We start from the raw sequence: 14,654 nt of genomic DNA on the forward strand, positions 1-14,654 counted from the left end.
CAGCATTGGGCTGGAAAAGCCCTGTCGCATTCGAAAGGAAAGTGGCTTAAACGAGCACTTGGGGCGGCACAAAAACGGGACAGGTCCAGCTTCCGGACCCAATGGGAAAATCATCAATCTGATAATGGTTTCCCTGTCATATTTCTCAGCAAGAATTTCGGCCACCATCTGCTCAAGGGCGTTACTCGGCGCTGCAGGTGTCAGCCATACGTAGTCACCGATTTTTGGCGCAAATGCATCGTGCTCGTCTTCTCTGCTCATGGTTCAAATTAACAAGCCAGGAAAATTTCACAAGCACGGCTCGCAGGTGAATAACCCAACTTTCCAAAGGCCACTCCCTGCGCATTGCTGCCATTTGAGGCAGTCGATTTTGCGAAGGCGGTGAATGTCTGCTGCACGGAACAATCACTTCCGGCAACACACAGAAAAACCCTGCTCCACCTTCCCAACCCGAACCCTACAGATCCCGCATCCAGAACTGCAACGGCTTCAGCGTTTCTCCCTCCTCCCCGATATCCTTCCACGAGAATTGGGCGATTGCGCCGGGTAAGGGCTTGTATCCGCGGGCGCGCCAGAAGGTATCCAGCGGGCGGTAGTGGTCTGGGCGCAGGGGGTGGTCGGTGGGGCGCTGCACGCTGCAAAAGGCGCATTTGGCAAAGCCCAGTTCGCGGGCGTGCCCCTCGCGCGTGTCGAAGAATTTGTGGCCGACGCCCTGCCCGCGATAGTCCGGCAGCAGGACGGATTCAGCGCAATAGAAGATCTGCGACAGGTCCAGCCCGGTGTCTGCGAAGGCCGCGGCGAAATCGTCGGCGTGGTCGGTCAGCGGCGCACCGGTCGAGGCGCCGATCAGGCGGTCGCCATCGAAGGCGCCGACCACGATGGCCTGGTCGCTGTCGCGGTAGGATTGCAGGTATTTGCGTTCGTATTCCAGATCGCCGTCATAGAGATAGGGCCAGGCGTGAAATACCCTGATCCGCAGGCGGGCGACATCATCCAGAGCGGCCCCGAGTGCCGCTCCGGTCAGGGGGCGGACGTCACTGACGTCAGCCATTCGAGACCTGTTTGGTCCAGTCTGCAAGGTTATAGAAAGTGGTGACGCGGGTGATCTTGCCGTCCCTGAGGTCAAAGAACGACCCGGCAGGCAGGCGGTAGGTCTGGCCGTGCGCGTCGGGCAGGCCCTCGTCGGTTTCCAGATAGGTGCCGTTGACGATGAACTCGGCCGCAGCGCGGGTGCCGCCCTGAGCCTCGAACACAACGATGTCGGTCAGGTTTTCGCGGTAGCAGCGGTTCATATGGGCGCAAAAGGCGGCGAACTTGTCCTTGCCGACGCGAATCTGGCCTTCGTTCACGTGATGGGCCACGTCATCGGACAGGCAGGCCAGCATGCCATCGACGTCACCGGCGTTGAAGGCATCGAAATAGGTTTTGACGGTCTGGTTCATGTCCCCTCCGTTGGTTCGCCCCAGCGGTCTTTCAGATGCTGAATGATCTGGTCGCGGGTCTGTCGGTAGTGATGTAGCTTTTGTTCGCGGGTCTCGCCCATCCCGGTAGGGTCCATTATTGGCCAATAATCGACATCGAGGTGAAAAACACGGGTCAGTTCCAGCGCCTGCCGCTGGCTGGCGGGTGAAAGCGCCACGACCAGATCGAACGAGCTGAGGTCGTCGCCCCATTCCTGCATCTCGTCGAAGGAGCGCGAGCGGTGGCGGGACAGTTCCACGCCGACCTCGTGGCAGACAGCGATGCTGAAGCCGTCGATTTCCAGATCGTTATGCACACCGGCGGACTGGACATAGGTGCCGGTGCCATAGAATTTCTTCATCAGCCCCTCGGCCATTGGGGACCGAACCGCGTTGTGGTCGCAACAGAACAAGACCGACTGCGGCAGAGGCTTCACGCGTCAGCCCCCAAAATGCAGAACGCAGATCAGCGTGAACAGGCGGCGGGCGGTGTCGGTGTCGACATCTGCCTTGCCTTCCAGCCGTTCCTGCAACACGCGGCTGCCTTCGTTGTGGATACCCCGGCGGGCCATGTCGATGGTTTCGATCTGGCTGGGCGGCAGCGATTTCACCGCGTCAAAATAGCTTTCGCAGATCTGGAAGTAATCCTTGACCACCTGCCGGAAGGGACCGAGCGACAGATGAAACTCGGCCGCTTTTTCGTTGGCCTCGGTTTCAATGTCGAAGACAAGCCGTTTGTCGCGGATCGAAAGCTGAAGGCGATAGGGGCCTTCGGGCACAACGCGGTCGTCGCGTTTGGGCAGCGAGAAGCTGTTTTCTTCAAGCAGATCATAGATGGCGACCTTGCGCTCCTGCTCGATCTCGGGCGTGGGCGGCGGCAGATTTCTATCATCCAGTTCGATATGCGAGATGCGGGTCATCTTTACAGTCACATTCCTTGCGTCAGCACAGACCTATAACAATGATATTCAACGGGCAACGCACAGAAACGCCATATGCGCCCGGTCTTTGCGTCATTTCAGCCATTCAGGCGGTTCAGGCGCGCGGTGACCGAGAGGCCATGCGCCTCGAGGCTTTCCGATTGCGCCAGCTGTTCGGCAGCAGGGCCGATGGCACGCAGGGCTTCGGGAGTCATCTGACTAAGCGTGGTGCGTTTGAGGAAATCCATCACGCTGAGGCCAGACGAAAACCGTGCCGAGCGGGCGGTGGGCAACACGTGGTTGGGGCCGCCCACATAATCGCCGATGGCTTCGGGGGTGTACTGACCCAGAAAGATGGCTCCGGCGTGGATGGTTTTTTTGCTCAACGCGCGCGGGTCGGCCACGCATAGTTCCAGATGTTCCGGGGCAATGCGGTTGGACAAGGCTGCGGCCTCGTCTAGGTTGCGCACAGTGATCACCGCGCCGTAGTCGCGCCAGCTGGCCCCGGCGATGGCACGGCGTTGCAGGGTTTCCAGCCGTTTTTCGACCGCCTGCGCGACGGACTGGCCGAATGCCGCGTCGTCAGTGATCAGGATCGACTGCGCGCTTTCGTCATGTTCGGCCTGGCTGAGCAGGTCCAGCGCAATCCAGTCAGGCTCATTGTCCTTGTCGGCGATGACCAGAATTTCCGAGGGGCCGGCAATCATGTCGATGCCGACCTTGCCAAAGACGCGCCGCTTGGCGGCGGCGACAAAGGCGTTGCCCGGTCCGGTGATCTTGTCGACCGGCGCGATGGTGTCGGTGCCATAGGCCAGCGCCGCCACGGCCTGCGCGCCACCGATGCGATAGACCTCGTCCACACCCGACAGCTGTGCCGCCAGCAGCACCAGCGGGTTCACCTGCCCGTCGGGCGTGGGCACCACGATTGCCAGCCGTTCCACACCGGCCACTTTGGCCGGGATGGCGTTCATCAGCACCGATGACGGGTACGATGCCAGCCCACCCGGCACGTAAAGCCCCGCGGCCGAGACGGCAGACCAGCGCCAGCCGAGTGTTGCGCCCGTCGCATCCGTCCATTCCTGATCCTCGGGCAATTGCCTTTCGTGATAGGCCCGGATACGGGAAGCAGCCAGTTCCAGCGCCGTGCGATCTTCGGCCCCGACCAGCGCCACCGCTTCTGCGATCTCCTGCGCGCTGAAGGCCAGCGTTTCGGGCGTCAGCGTCAGCCGGTCGAATTTGGCCGTCAGTTCGATCACCGCCGCGTCACCCCGGTTGCGTACGTCGTCGATGATCTGCGCCACAACCGCATCCACATCCGGGCTGTCCTCGCGCTTGGCCGAGAGCAGGGTCCGGAAGGCGGGTTCGAAATCGGGCGATGTGGTATCAAGGAAAACGGGCATGATCTGGCACTCCGGGCGTTGCGCATTGGGACATATCGCCCGGAGCGCGCGGCCTCAACCCTCAGCCCACGGGGTGCAGCGATTTGTGCATGGCAAAGCAGGACAGATCCCCGTGGCCGCAGCACCGGCCGGTAGCCTGCCAGCCGTGGCGCAGATAGAAATCCTGCGCGGTTTTTGTTGCCTCAAGCGAGGCTGAGGAACATCCCGCCGCGAGCAGTTCCCGTTCCAGCCGATTCAAAACCGCCGCCCCCAGACCACAGCCCTTATGATCCGGGTCGATGTAAAGCAGAGTGATCTCTCCGGTTTCCAACAAACCGCCTACGGCGGCCACCTGCCCGGCCCGTTCAGCCAGCCAGATCTGCGATCCAGGTTTGATCCAGCCCCGGATCGAGGCCGGGTCCTTGTTATCGGTCCATTGCGCGATGGCCTGCGGGTCACCCTGATGATCGGCCCCGCAGAGCTGCGTGATCGAACGGATCAGAACCCGACTGATGTCGAAAACGTCGAAAACGGTGGCGCGACGCAGAGTGACACCTTCGGGCACCTTCGAAAACGCCTGAGATATGCCGCGCTTGTTCTGCATCTATTCGGGATGATACGGGGCCTGACCGGAGGGGGCCTGATAAGGGCGCGTGACGTCCTTGAGGGTGGCATCCAGCGCCTCGACCGTCAGGCGGATCGCGCCGTCACCGGCCAGCGTCAGCAGGACATGGCCCGCGCCATCCTCGCCGGGTTCGAAAACGACCGACAGCAGTGACATGATCATGTCGGTGTCACCGCGATCAATGCCCTGACTGGACACCGAGAGAACCGAACCGAAGACCAGCACCGACTGCACCCGTTCAAACGGGCGGTCGCGGCGGGCGGCGGCATCCTTGTCTTCCCAGCGAAAGCGGTTCAGCAGCAAGCCAAAGCGGCGCTGCGCCGGTTGCCACTTCATCTCGGTCACCGGAAACACGGCATCTTGCGCGAGGGTCGAGATCACCTGAAGGTCATCTGCATCCTCGGCCCCAAGATTTAGCGGCGCCTCGCGCCCGTCTTCAAAACTTGCGTCTGTCATTGGCCCTTGATCCGTTCAATCTTTGCGCCCACACCTTCCAGCTTGCGCACCACATGTTCATATCCGCGGTCCAGATGATAGACCCGGCTGACCGTTGTTTCCCCTTCTGCCGCCAATCCGGCAAGGATCAGCGAGACCGAAGCCCGCAGGTCGGTCGCCATCACCGGCGCGCCTTTCAGACGCTCGACCCCGGTCACCGTGGCGGTGCCGCCATGCACCTCGATCTGCGCGCCCATGCGCACCAGTTCGGGGGCGTGCATGAAGCGGTTTTCGAAAATGCGTTCTTCGAGAACCGAGGTGCCCTCGGCCGTACACATCAGCGCCATCATCTGCGCCTGCAGGTCGGTCGGGAAGCCGGGGAAAGGTTCGGTCACCACATCCACCGCGCGCACACGCCCGTTTTTGCGCGCCACTTTCAGACCGCCTGCGGTTTCCGAAACGCTGACGCCTGCCGCATCCAGTTTGGCCGCAAAGGATTCGACCAGTGACATGCGACCGCCCAGCAGTTCGACCTCGCCACCGCAAATCGCCGGGGCCAGCATATAGGTGCCCAGCTCGATCCGGTCGGTGACAACCTGATGGGTGGCCCCGTGCAGCCGGTCGACGCCCTGAATTTCGATGGTCGGGGTGCCTTCGCCCGAAATCTGCGCCCCCATCTTGCGCAGGCATTCAACCAGATCGACGATCTCGGGCTCGCGCGCGGCGTTCTTGAGCACCGTGGTGCCCTTGGCCAGCGTGGCGGCCATGACGATATTTTCGGTGGCCCCGACCGAGGCAAAGCGCATCTGATGCACGGCCCCTTTCAGACCACCCGGAGCTTTGGCGTGCAGATAGCCGTCCTTCAGCTCGATCTCGGCGCCCAGCGCCTCGAGCCCTTCGACATGCAGGTCCATCGGACGGGCGCCGATCGCACAACCGCCCGGCAGTGACACAACCGCCTGCCCGAACCGCGCCAGCAAGGGACCCAGCACAAGGTTCGAGGCGCGCATCTTGCGTACGATGTCATAATCGGCGGTCTGGCTGGTCAGGCTGTGGCTGGACATTGCAATCACCTGACCGTCTTGCAACGACGACACCTCGGCCCCCAGCGATTGCAGCAGCGCGGTCATGGTCTTGATGTCGCTTAGCCGCGGCGCATTGGTCAGCGTCAGCGGTTCTTCGCTTAACAATGTTGCGGGCATCAGCGTCAGGCACGCATTCTTGGCCCCCGCAATCGGTATCTGACCGTTCAGCGGGCCGTTGCCCGTTACCAGAATCGAATCCATCTGCTCTTATCCCTCGTCCTTGTCAGGCTTGTCCCCCGCGGCCGCGCGCGCCTTGGCCTGCGCCTTGCGACGCGCCATGTTGGCCTTGAGCGCCGCCTTCAGCCGCGCCTCGCGCGCATCGCCGGGTTTACCTTGTTTTTTGGGTGAATTTTTATCCGTCATGATCTTTCTCTACAGGAGGCGAAAAAAACCGTCCAGACACCCTTGCGCCGCGTTTCGTTTGAGTCTAATCACCCGCCCACAGCGCTGCTGTAGCTCAGAGGTAGAGCACTCCCTTGGTAAGGGAGAGGTCGAGAGTTCAATTCTCTCCAGCAGCACCATCCTTCATATTCCTGCGAAAAAGCGCGCTTTTATCCGGAAGGGTTTGGGTGTTCCGGCGTCTTTGGCTATTGGCGTGTCAGAGACTTTTGTGGTGCGCGTTTGGTTTATGGGCGGTTCGATACAGCCCGGAGGCGTCGAGCGCTGCGCGTGGTAGTACCATGCGCTTGGCAAGGGGAGCCGCTGCGCGCCCGTTGCATCCCCCCGGCCAGCGGCTCTTTCAGGGCATTGAACCCATTCCAGAGCCATAGGTCGTTTCGTGACGGTCGGGCTTAGGTCATGCCCAGCGCTTCTTTGTACATTTCGATGACGGCCTCTTGCTCGGCGATGTCATCCTTGTCCCTTTTTCTGAGCGAAATGATGCTGCGCAGGGCCTTTACGTCATAACCGCGCGACTTGCTTTCAGCGTAGACCTCTTTGATCTGGTCGGCGATGTCTTTCTTTTCCATCTCAAGGCGCTCGATACGTTCCACAAACTGGCGCAGCTCGCCCGCGGTGACCTTGTAATTTGCTTCTGCTTCTTCAGACATGCTCATCTTTTTTGTTCCCGGTTATGGACCTGCAACCAGAAGAGGTCAGCCTGCGGCTGGCGGTGAACGGCGGTGGCCCGATCAACGGGAGCACCTTCGAAACACGCCTGCCCCAGAGGCTGAAACCCTGGTGTGGAATGCCGGATACAGTGCTGCCGCCCGGGTCGCAAGCACCCAATGGGCTGGCGCACTTGTATGACCCCAACCGATCCGTTAAGCGCGTGATCAGGTCACGAGGATATGCGGGGAACCATGTTTGAATTCATCACCTGGGGCGGTGCAGCCCTGTCTGTGGCCGGGCTTGCCGGTCTGGTCTGGTGCATTCTTCGCGTGATGCGGGCGCGCAAGGCCGGTCTGTCGGATGACGAGCTGCGCGCGGTGGTTCAGGGGGTCTTGCCCTGGAACCTGGCCTCGCTGTTTCTGTCGGTGCTTGGATTGATGCTGGTCATCCTCGGGATTTCCCTTGGATGACCATCCGGTTCACACCGGCAAGTTATCAAACTGCGCTTCAATCGCATCTTCGCACAAGGCCGCATCCAGACGACGCAGGCGCGAAGGCACCTCCATCCCCTGCTGCCGCATCCGGTCAACAATCTTACTCACACTCGGCTGAAGCGCCAAACGCGTTTCCAGACCCGCGTTCACAAGCTTACGTTCAAGCTGCTCGGCTTCGGAATAAAGACCAGTCGGTGTCATAACTATCCTCCCAAGTGGCGCCAGTATCCCCAATATACGTAACGGGATTACGACCCGCAGATAATATCGTAGCCTTGTGCGGGAAATTGCCTGCCATGGTCGAAGTTTCGGCAATCTGACGCGGATAGGTTAAAGATTAAGCCAGAATTACAGCGGTTGCTTTGACCGGCATCAAATTCAGGTTCGATATTGCATCACATTCCAATTCACATATATGATATGCGAGACCGAAACGGAGAAGATCATGACACCGAAAGTGAAAGCGTTTTTTGACGAGCAGACCTTTACGGTTTCCTACGTGGTTCATGAACCTCAGGGACGGGCCTGTGCCATCATCGACAGCGTACTGGATTTCGACCATGCCTCGGGGCGGACGTCGACAACCTCGGCGGACAAGATCATCGATTTTGTGCGCGCGCAGGACCTTAAGGTCGAGTGGATTCTGGAAAGCCATGTCCATGCCGACCACCTGTCGGCGGCCCCCTATCTGCAACAGGAGCTGGGCGGCAAGATCGGGATTGGCGATCAGATCGTCACCGTGCAGGACACGTTCGGCAAGGTTTTCAACGAAGGAACCGAGTTTCAGCGCGATGGCAGCCAGTTTGATGCGCTGTTCAAGGAAGGCGACAGTTTTCACATCGGCCAGATGCGGGGCGACGTGCTGCACACCCCCGGCCACACACCGGCCTGCATGACCTATGTGATTGGCGATGCGGCATTTGTTGGTGACACGCTGTTCATGCCCGATTTCGGCACGGCGCGCTGCGATTTTCCCGGAGGATCGTCGGCCACACTGTTCCAGTCGATCCAGAAGATTCTGTCGCTGCCGGACAATACCCGCATCTATGTCGGGCATGATTACAAGGCACCGGGCCGCGACGAATACGCGTGGGAGACAACGGTGGGTGAGCAGAAGGCGCTGAACGTCCATATCGGACAGGGGCGCAGCATCGAAGACTTCGTGGAAATGCGCGACGCGCGGGACGCCACGCTGGCTATGCCGCGCCTGATCCTGCCGTCTTTGCAGGTCAACATGCGGGCCGGTCAGATGCCCCCGGCGGATGAACAGGGCGATGTTTTCCTGAAACTGCCGGTCAACAAGCTGTGACGCGGGCACAACAAATCACAAAGGGAATTCCCACATGAATATTGAGTGGATCTGGGGGCTGTGCGGCGGTCTGGTGATCGGTCTGGCCGGGGCGGTCTACCTGCTGGGCAATGGCCGGATCATGGGCGCAAGCGGCATTCTGGGCGGCCTTGTCGATGGCAGTGCCAAGGGGAGCATGGCCGAAAAGCTGGCCTTTATTGCGGGACTTGTCGGAATGCCCGTTCTTCTGCACCCGTTGATCGCGCCCGAGGCCCAGACGCATCTTACCAGCAATCTGGGCGTTGTCATTCTGGCCGGGCTGCTGGTCGGTATCGGTACACGGATCGCCAATGGCTGCACCTCGGGGCACGGGGTGTGCGGTATCTCTCGGTTCTCGCTACGCGGCATCGTGGCCACCGTTTTCTATATCCTTGCCGGGGGCGTCACCCTTGTGCTGCTGCGTCATGTGATGGGAGTGATCTGATGCGTCTTATCATTGCGTTGATTGCCGGGTCACTGTTCGGCGCCGGGTTGCTGATTTCGGGCATGACAGACACCACAAAAGTTCAGGGCTGGCTGGATGTGTTTGGCAACTGGGACCCGACGCTGGCCTTTGTGATGGGCGGTGCCATTCTGCCGATGCTTGTGGCATGGCGGATGACAACAGGTCGCCAAAACGCCTTGACCGGCGGAGCCTTTCCACCCCCTGCCAAGCCCGAGGTTGATCGCAGGCTGATCGTGGGTTCGGTTCTGTTCGGGATGGGCTGGGGATTGGCCGGACTGTGCCCCGGACCGGCGATGGCCTCGCTGAGCTATGGCGGGCTGGGCGGGCTGGTCTTTCTGGTTGCAATGGCGGCCGGGATGTTCGTGGCACCACCGCTGGGCGCGCAACTGGACAGGGCGGCAAACGCGGCCTAAGGAATTGGCATGGAGATTCGTCAGATTACCCCCCGCTATGCTGTCTCGCCGCAGATCACGGTCGAGGATGTTCCGGCCATCGCCGAGGCTGGCTTTGCCAAGGTGATCTGCAACCGGCCCAATGCCGAAGTTCCCCCGGCCATGCAATCCGACGCGATCGGCGAAGCGGTGCGGGCCGCCGGTATGGAATATGAGGTGCTGGAGCTGACCCACCAGACGATGACGCCTGAGAACGTGAAGCGGCAGCGCGACATGGCGGAAAACGGCAGTGGTCCTGTTCTGGCCTATTGCGCCTCGGGCACGCGGTGTTCGGTGGTTTGGGCGTTGGGCCAGTGCGACCACATGAGCACGGACGACATCCTGAGTGCGACCGGCAAAGCCGGGTATCAGCTGGACAATCTGCGCCCCATGCTGGACCAGATCCGCGGCACTGGCGGCTGAGTGCCCCTCAACCTAGCTGGTGGACTCCGGGGGTGCCAACCCCGCCAGTTGCGTGATTTCAGCGACCATCCGTTCGGAATCGTTCACGATCAGATCGCTATCTGTCAGATCTGACACCCCGGCCGGGACGGTCTGGGCGTACGCATCATGCTCAGCTGGTTCAACCGGATAATCCTGCGGCGGTGTTCCACTTTTGCTGGCGATGAAGTCCTGCGCGTCAGCGCCGGTCAGGGCCGGCAGTGCAGCGGTTTCATTCAGCCGCACGGCCCGCAGGCCGCCGCATTGCCCAAGGCGACCGATACCGGCGCGTGTCCGGTCAATCGTCAGAACCTCGGTCCGGTCCAGACGCGCCCCGCGCAACGGCAGAATGTCCCCGATCCGCATTCCGGACAGGTCGGACAGCGGCAGCGACATGCGGCACAGCGCGGCGGTCAGTTCCGCCCGCATCACGCCTGAACACTGCTCCATACGCAGATCAACCTTTTCCCCGGCATCTTCGGCCACGTCCGGGACGGCAGGATGTTCCGGCAGAAAGACCGAGATGCGGCCCTGCTGCTCTCCGTTCGCGAGATCGACGGTCAGTTCGAAAATGCGATACGCTTCTTCCGTCATCGCCAGCGACAGGGTGCGCAAATCCTTGGCGCGCGAGGTAAATTCCAGCCCTTCAAGGCAAATCTGATCGCTTGAGGCGTCGAACAAAGCGGCGGAACCGGTCAACGCGGCTTCGATCAAGGGGGCCACGATGGCGGCGTCGGTATCAGTAAACGTGCGTGCGCCGGGATCACCGGACAGGACCTGACCAATGGTCTGGGCCTGAACAATGGCCGAGACCGCATTCGGGTTGAGACAGGTCGCGGCGCGGCCTTCGGGGCCGTCAAACACCAACAGCAGCCAATCCTGTCCTGCGGCGTCCCCCGGCACCTCCTGCGACTGGTTGGATTGCTTTGCCCCGATAACCGCCAGCGGCAGGTTCAGCCGGTCGCCCGCCGCCCGGGCGAACCCAAGGCGCAGCGCCCGCAGAACCGAGCGTGGGCGATCCCCCAGATCCTTTTGCCCAACGGACAGTTTGCGCGCCAACGCGGCATTGACATCTTGTGACATGACGCCCGATCACCAATTGTTCCAGCACCTGGCAACCGGTTTACACCCTCGGGCGTTACCAAGTCCTTTATGGTCGCTTCACTGCGCCGCCTGCTGATAGGCCTGTGGCAGGCTGATCCGGAAGGCCGCGCCGCCCTGCCCCGGCAGATAGGTAATCTCACCCCCCAGCCGCTGCATGATTTCGCGGCAGATGGCCAGACCAAGCCCCGCTCCGCCAGCCTTGTCGCCGCCCACGCGGGCAAATTTCTCAAACACCATCGAACGCGCGCCCGGTGGGATGCCGCTGCCATTGTCGATGAAGTCGACGATGACCCGCCCGCCGACATCATGGGCGGAAATGACCAGCACCGGATCGTCCGCGTCGCAATATTTCTGCGCGTTCGAGATCAGGTTGATGAACACCTGCCCCAACCGATCCAGATCCGTATGCAGGAAAATACGCTCGGCCGCGCGGGTCCGGCGGACGGTGATCTTTCGGTCCGCCCCGGCCAGAGCGCTGGGCACGGCGCGGTCCAGAACCGAGCGCAGGCTGTCATCGCTGAGATTAAGGCTGACCTGCCCGTTTTCAAGCACGCTCAGATCCAGCAGATCATCGAGCAGCCGGGTCAGGCGCAGGGCTTCGTCATGAATGATCGCGGCATAGCGGGTCTGCTCCTGGCGGCTGAGGCCATCGGTGTCGCGCATGATTTCCGAAAACGCCCGGATCGAGGTCATCGGCGTGCGCAATTCGTGACTGACCTGGCTCAGGAAGCTGTCCTTCTGTTCGGAAATCTGGGTGAGCTTGGCGTTGGCCTCGCGCAATTGCCGAGCGGTTCGGCTGAGTTCGGAGGACTTTTCCTCGAGTTGGCCGGAGTATTCCAGCAGTTGCGCGGATTCGTCTGCCACGGCCAGCAGATCCTCGACCGAGACCGACGATCCGCCCACGATCTGGCCGATCATCGCATGGGCCATGGCCGCGCCGACCGAGCCGCTGAGCTCGCGTTCCAGACGGTTAAGAAAGCCCGGTGTCGGCTCTGGCAGGTGCGAACGGCCACCCTGTTTTCGCGCCTCGGCCTGAAAGAACTCCTGCGTGGGGCCGGTGCCCAGAATGCGCTGCGTCATGATCATCAGGTCTTCGCTTTGCGCCACCGACCCGGACCACCCGCGCGGCGCGACCGAGTGATCGAAGACGTTGACGAACTGCGCCCCTTGCAACCGCTCCAACGGGCTGGGAAAGCTGAGCAGGGACGCGACGCAGAAGGCAAGCGTGTTCAGGGACAAGGACCACATCACCGTATGCACCATCGGATCGATCCCCTCGATCCCGAACAGGGCATGAGGGCGCAGCCAGCCAAGGCCGAACAAGCCGTTTTGCAGCACGGTTTCGGGCATCCACGCGCCGCCCATTCCCGGCAGCAGCAGGGTGTATATCCACAGCACAAAGCCAACGGTCAGCCCGACCAGCGCCCCGGTCCGGGTCGCCCTGCGCCAGAACAGCCCCCCGACCAACGCTGGCAGAATCTGCGAGATACCGGCAAAGGCGATCAACCCGATCGAGGCCAGCGCGGCACCGCCCCCGGACAGCCGGTAGTAGAAAAAGCCCAGCGCGATTATGGCGGCAATGGAAACTCGGCGTGCCATCAGGACAATGTTGCGCACATCGCCCGATACCGAGCCGGTGCCTTCCTGCGTGTTCAGCCAGATGGGCATGACCACATGGTTCGACACCATTGTCGACAGGGCCATCGCACTGACGATGACCATCGAGGTTGCCGAGGAAAACCCGCCGATGAAGGACAGCATTGCCAGCCAGTCATTGCCCTGGGACAGCGGCACGGTCAGAACGAACAGGTCGGGGTTGGCGCCCTGGGGCAGCAGGTCCAGTCCGACCACGGCGATGGGCACGACAAACAGGCTCATGAACAGCAGGTAGAGCGGGAAAGCCCAGGCAGCGGTTCTGAGATGGCCTTCGTCATCGTTTTCCACCACCATCACCTGAAACATCCGGGGAAGGCAGATAAAGGCGGCGGCCGACAGAAAGATGAACGTCGTCCAGCGCCCGGCATCGACGTTCCACTGGCCGATTTCCGAGGCGTCGATCCGGTCCATCATCGGGCCAATTCCACCCGCGATCCCCCACACCACGAAAACGCCCACGGCGATCAGCGCAAACAGTTTGACAACGGCCTCGACCGCGATGGCCGTGACCACGCCATGGTGACGTTCGTTCACGTCCAGATTGCGGGTGCCGAACAGGATGGCAAACACGGCCAGTCCAGCCGCGACCCAGAACACGCTGGACCCTTCGCGATAGAGGCCTGACGGGTCAGCCTCGGCAAAGATCGAGAATGACAGGGTAATGGATTGCAGTTGCAGCGCGATATAGGGCGTGCCGCCCAGCACCGCCAGAATGGTCACGCAGACCGCCAGCGTATTCGACTTTCCATACCGGGACGACAGCAGGTCGGCGATCGAGGTGACCCGCTGGCTGCGCCCGACGCGCACCAGCTTGCGCAGCCCCCACCACCAGCCGACCATCACCAGCGTCGGACCGAGGTAGATGGTGACAAATTCCAGCCCCGACCGCGCGGCGTTGCCCACCGCGCCATAAAATGTCCAGGCGGTGCAATAGATCGACAGGGACAGCGTGTAGATCACGGGTGAACGCAACCATTTGCCGCGCCCGGCCGCAGCCATGCGATCCGCGGCGAAGGCCACTGCGAACAGGAACACGACATAGGCAAGGCAAACCAGAATCAGAACGTTTATGGTGGCCATCACTCAGCGCCCGTGTCCGATCCCTCGCGCGCGGCCATGCGGCGGGCGGCCAGCCCAAAGACAAACCCGGCCAGGATCAGCGCGCCCCAGCAGAGGAATATGTAATACATCGCCGAAGACAGGGGCACCGCCGCATCCCCGCCGGACGGGTCTGGCCACAGCAACGGAAGGGCCAGCAGCGCCGCACCCAGAAAGGGCAAAATCCGGGCGGCATCCGTCAGCCTGTGACGACGATAGCTTTGTCGTTCCAGAAAAAGCGAGGGGCGTGTGCCCGGTGGTTTGGTCTTGTTGCCCTCGCCGGACATCATAAGCGCGTCGCCTGCGCGTGAAGGTCACGCACGGCTGTCAGAACTTCGGCATTGGAAAACGGTTTGGTCATGAAGCGGCTGACGCCTGCGTTTTCGGCCATTTCCCGGTCGCGCGACTGACCCCGTGCGGTCAGCATCAGAACCGGCAAGCCTGCCAGTTCCTCCATTTTTCTGAGTTCCCGAAGGATATCCATACCGTTCTTGCCCGGCAGCATGACATCCAGAATGACCAGATCGGGCTGCGCCCCCTGGATCACCTGAACCGCATCCGTTCCGTCGCCATGCGTTTCGACCTGCCATCCCTCGCGCGACAGCAGGAACCGGATAGCCTCGGCGATGTTCGGTTCGTCCTCAATCAGCAGAACCTTTCGGCTCATATGTTCAGTTCCTCCC

21 protein-coding genes and 1 tRNA gene are annotated in these 14,654 nt (G+C 61.5%); 6 read left to right on the forward strand and 16 right to left on the reverse strand.

Features of this window, described 5'->3' with window-relative positions:
• From ACR0EK_RS13665 to ACR0EK_RS13710, 10 genes are all read right to left on the reverse strand, one after another.
• Nucleotides 1-261: hypothetical protein (locus tag ACR0EK_RS13665; RefSeq protein ID WP_480967875.1), on the reverse strand; the 261-nt coding region annotated here is incomplete at its 3' end.
• A 196-nt stretch (nt 262-457) separates the two neighbouring features.
• Nucleotides 458-1,051, reverse strand: a complete 594-nt coding sequence (locus tag ACR0EK_RS13670; protein ID WP_480900226.1) for a GNAT family N-acetyltransferase — start codon at nt 1,049-1,051, stop codon at nt 458-460.
• Nucleotides 1,044-1,442, reverse strand: coding sequence for a ketosteroid isomerase-related protein (locus tag ACR0EK_RS13675; RefSeq protein ID WP_480488382.1), 399 nt, complete (start codon nt 1,440-1,442; stop codon nt 1,044-1,046). Before ACR0EK_RS13675 ends, ACR0EK_RS13670 begins: the two co-directional genes overlap by 8 nt.
• Complete coding sequence (locus ACR0EK_RS13680; RefSeq protein ID WP_209505795.1) at nt 1,439-1,897, reverse strand: arsenate-mycothiol transferase ArsC; 459 nt, start codon at nt 1,895-1,897, stop codon at nt 1,439-1,441. The genes ACR0EK_RS13675 and ACR0EK_RS13680 overlap by 4 nt, the downstream gene beginning before the upstream one ends.
• A 3-nt stretch (nt 1,898-1,900) precedes the next feature.
• Nucleotides 1,901-2,380, reverse strand: a complete 480-nt coding sequence (locus ACR0EK_RS13685) for a UPF0262 family protein (protein ID WP_171722821.1) — start codon at nt 2,378-2,380, stop codon at nt 1,901-1,903.
• Between the two features lie 98 nt (nt 2,381-2,478).
• The gene (hisD, locus tag ACR0EK_RS13690) at nt 2,479-3,780 is read right to left on the reverse strand and encodes a histidinol dehydrogenase (RefSeq protein ID WP_480900228.1); all 1,302 of its coding nucleotides are present in this window, start codon (nt 3,778-3,780) and stop codon (nt 2,479-2,481) included.
• 61 nt (nt 3,781-3,841) lie between these two features.
• The gene (locus ACR0EK_RS13695) at nt 3,842-4,363 is read right to left on the reverse strand and encodes a GNAT family N-acetyltransferase (protein WP_480495062.1); all 522 of its coding nucleotides are present in this window, start codon (nt 4,361-4,363) and stop codon (nt 3,842-3,844) included.
• Entirely contained in the window at nt 4,364-4,840 is a 477-nt protein-coding gene (locus ACR0EK_RS13700; protein ID WP_480473608.1) for a DUF2948 family protein, read from the reverse strand.
• Nucleotides 4,837-6,105, reverse strand: coding sequence for a UDP-N-acetylglucosamine 1-carboxyvinyltransferase (murA, locus tag ACR0EK_RS13705; protein ID WP_480507463.1), 1,269 nt, complete (start codon nt 6,103-6,105; stop codon nt 4,837-4,839). The genes ACR0EK_RS13700 and murA overlap by 4 nt, the downstream gene beginning before the upstream one ends.
• Nucleotides 6,106-6,111: 6 nt before the next feature.
• A complete protein-coding gene (locus ACR0EK_RS13710; protein WP_209505784.1) occupies nt 6,112-6,267 on the reverse strand; it encodes a hypothetical protein in 156 nt (51 codons plus the stop codon).
• Between the two features lie 83 nt (nt 6,268-6,350).
• On the opposite strand from ACR0EK_RS13710, the gene ACR0EK_RS13715 reads away from it, so the two are divergent.
• Nucleotides 6,351-6,425: transfer RNA gene (locus ACR0EK_RS13715), tRNA-Thr, on the forward strand.
• A 270-nt stretch (nt 6,426-6,695) separates the two neighbouring features.
• On the opposite strand, the gene ACR0EK_RS13720 is transcribed toward ACR0EK_RS13715, so the two are convergent.
• Entirely contained in the window at nt 6,696-6,959 is a 264-nt protein-coding gene (locus ACR0EK_RS13720; protein WP_209505782.1) for a DUF2312 domain-containing protein, read from the reverse strand.
• Between the two features lie 246 nt (nt 6,960-7,205).
• On the opposite strand from ACR0EK_RS13720, the gene ACR0EK_RS13725 reads away from it, so the two are divergent.
• Nucleotides 7,206-7,424, forward strand: a complete 219-nt coding sequence (locus tag ACR0EK_RS13725) for a hypothetical protein (RefSeq protein WP_209505778.1) — start codon at nt 7,206-7,208, stop codon at nt 7,422-7,424.
• A gap of 9 nt (nt 7,425-7,433) precedes the next feature.
• On the opposite strand, the gene ACR0EK_RS13730 is transcribed toward ACR0EK_RS13725, so the two are convergent.
• Nucleotides 7,434-7,649, reverse strand: a complete 216-nt coding sequence (locus ACR0EK_RS13730) for a hypothetical protein (RefSeq protein WP_209505776.1) — start codon at nt 7,647-7,649, stop codon at nt 7,434-7,436.
• 244 nt (nt 7,650-7,893) lie between these two features.
• Between ACR0EK_RS13730 and ACR0EK_RS13735 the strand changes: the two genes are divergently transcribed.
• The 4 genes from ACR0EK_RS13735 to ACR0EK_RS13750 are packed head-to-tail and all read left to right on the forward strand — an operon-like array spanning nt 7,894 to nt 10,095.
• The gene (locus tag ACR0EK_RS13735; protein WP_209505774.1) at nt 7,894-8,757 is read left to right on the forward strand and encodes an MBL fold metallo-hydrolase; all 864 of its coding nucleotides are present in this window, start codon (nt 7,894-7,896) and stop codon (nt 8,755-8,757) included.
• Between the two features lie 34 nt (nt 8,758-8,791).
• A complete protein-coding gene (locus ACR0EK_RS13740) occupies nt 8,792-9,220 on the forward strand; it encodes a YeeE/YedE family protein (protein ID WP_209505772.1) in 429 nt (142 codons plus the stop codon).
• Entirely contained in the window at nt 9,220-9,654 is a 435-nt protein-coding gene (locus ACR0EK_RS13745; RefSeq protein ID WP_209505770.1) for a DUF6691 family protein, read from the forward strand. Before ACR0EK_RS13740 ends, ACR0EK_RS13745 begins: the two co-directional genes overlap by 1 nt.
• A 9-nt stretch (nt 9,655-9,663) precedes the next feature.
• Nucleotides 9,664-10,095 (forward strand): protein tyrosine phosphatase family protein, encoded by a 432-nt coding sequence (locus ACR0EK_RS13750; protein ID WP_267366616.1) that lies wholly within the window; start codon nt 9,664-9,666, stop codon nt 10,093-10,095.
• Nucleotides 10,096-10,107: 12 nt separating this feature from the next.
• On the opposite strand, the gene ACR0EK_RS13755 is transcribed toward ACR0EK_RS13750, so the two are convergent.
• From ACR0EK_RS13755 to ACR0EK_RS13770, 4 genes are all read right to left on the reverse strand, one after another.
• Complete coding sequence (locus ACR0EK_RS13755) at nt 10,108-11,196, reverse strand: FliM/FliN family flagellar motor C-terminal domain-containing protein (RefSeq protein WP_480495070.1); 1,089 nt, start codon at nt 11,194-11,196, stop codon at nt 10,108-10,110.
• A gap of 78 nt (nt 11,197-11,274) precedes the next feature.
• Nucleotides 11,275-13,953 (reverse strand): ATP-binding protein, encoded by a 2,679-nt coding sequence (locus tag ACR0EK_RS13760; protein ID WP_480833025.1) that lies wholly within the window; start codon nt 13,951-13,953, stop codon nt 11,275-11,277.
• A complete protein-coding gene (locus tag ACR0EK_RS13765) occupies nt 13,953-14,261 on the reverse strand; it encodes a hypothetical protein (protein ID WP_209505761.1) in 309 nt (102 codons plus the stop codon). The genes ACR0EK_RS13760 and ACR0EK_RS13765 overlap by 1 nt, the downstream gene beginning before the upstream one ends.
• On the reverse strand, nt 14,258-14,638 hold the full coding sequence (locus ACR0EK_RS13770; protein WP_480484506.1) for a response regulator transcription factor: 381 nt from the start codon (nt 14,636-14,638) through the stop codon (nt 14,258-14,260). The genes ACR0EK_RS13765 and ACR0EK_RS13770 overlap by 4 nt, the downstream gene beginning before the upstream one ends.
• Nucleotides 14,639-14,654 lie beyond the last annotated feature (16 nt).

It is taken from the genome of Ruegeria sp. AE4, assembly GCF_056542185.1.

What these genes read in the sequence shown, in the direction of transcription:
- ACR0EK_RS13750 (WP_267366616.1), top strand. Translation starts at nt 9,664, where the DNA reads ATGGAGATTCGTCAGATTACCCCCCGCTATGCTGTCTCGCCGCAGATC.
- murA (WP_480507463.1), bottom strand. Translation starts at nt 6,105, where the DNA reads ATGGATTCGATTCTGGTAACGGGCAACGGCCCGCTGAACGGTCAGATA.
- ACR0EK_RS13755 (WP_480495070.1), bottom strand. Translation starts at nt 11,196, where the DNA reads ATGTCACAAGATGTCAATGCCGCGTTGGCGCGCAAACTGTCCGTTGGG.
- ACR0EK_RS13720 (WP_209505782.1), bottom strand. Translation starts at nt 6,959, where the DNA reads ATGAGCATGTCTGAAGAAGCAGAAGCAAATTACAAGGTCACCGCGGGC.
- ACR0EK_RS13730 (WP_209505776.1), bottom strand. Translation starts at nt 7,649, where the DNA reads ATGACACCGACTGGTCTTTATTCCGAAGCCGAGCAGCTTGAACGTAAG.
- hisD (WP_480900228.1), bottom strand. Translation starts at nt 3,780, where the DNA reads ATGCCCGTTTTCCTTGATACCACATCGCCCGATTTCGAACCCGCCTTC.
- ACR0EK_RS13760 (WP_480833025.1), bottom strand. Translation starts at nt 13,953, where the DNA reads ATGGCCACCATAAACGTTCTGATTCTGGTTTGCCTTGCCTATGTCGTG.
- ACR0EK_RS13685 (WP_171722821.1), bottom strand. Translation starts at nt 2,380, where the DNA reads ATGACCCGCATCTCGCATATCGAACTGGATGATAGAAATCTGCCGCCG.
- ACR0EK_RS13710 (WP_209505784.1), bottom strand. Translation starts at nt 6,267, where the DNA reads ATGACGGATAAAAATTCACCCAAAAAACAAGGTAAACCCGGCGATGCG.
- ACR0EK_RS13735 (WP_209505774.1), top strand. Translation starts at nt 7,894, where the DNA reads ATGACACCGAAAGTGAAAGCGTTTTTTGACGAGCAGACCTTTACGGTT.
- ACR0EK_RS13745 (WP_209505770.1), top strand. Translation starts at nt 9,220, where the DNA reads ATGCGTCTTATCATTGCGTTGATTGCCGGGTCACTGTTCGGCGCCGGG.
- ACR0EK_RS13670 (WP_480900226.1), bottom strand. Translation starts at nt 1,051, where the DNA reads ATGGCTGACGTCAGTGACGTCCGCCCCCTGACCGGAGCGGCACTCGGG.
- ACR0EK_RS13770 (WP_480484506.1), bottom strand. Translation starts at nt 14,638, where the DNA reads ATGAGCCGAAAGGTTCTGCTGATTGAGGACGAACCGAACATCGCCGAG.
- ACR0EK_RS13765 (WP_209505761.1), bottom strand. Translation starts at nt 14,261, where the DNA reads ATGATGTCCGGCGAGGGCAACAAGACCAAACCACCGGGCACACGCCCC.
- ACR0EK_RS13675 (WP_480488382.1), bottom strand. Translation starts at nt 1,442, where the DNA reads ATGAACCAGACCGTCAAAACCTATTTCGATGCCTTCAACGCCGGTGAC.
- ACR0EK_RS13700 (WP_480473608.1), bottom strand. Translation starts at nt 4,840, where the DNA reads ATGACAGACGCAAGTTTTGAAGACGGGCGCGAGGCGCCGCTAAATCTT.
- ACR0EK_RS13725 (WP_209505778.1), top strand. Translation starts at nt 7,206, where the DNA reads ATGTTTGAATTCATCACCTGGGGCGGTGCAGCCCTGTCTGTGGCCGGG.
- ACR0EK_RS13740 (WP_209505772.1), top strand. Translation starts at nt 8,792, where the DNA reads ATGAATATTGAGTGGATCTGGGGGCTGTGCGGCGGTCTGGTGATCGGT.
- ACR0EK_RS13695 (WP_480495062.1), bottom strand. Translation starts at nt 4,363, where the DNA reads ATGCAGAACAAGCGCGGCATATCTCAGGCGTTTTCGAAGGTGCCCGAA.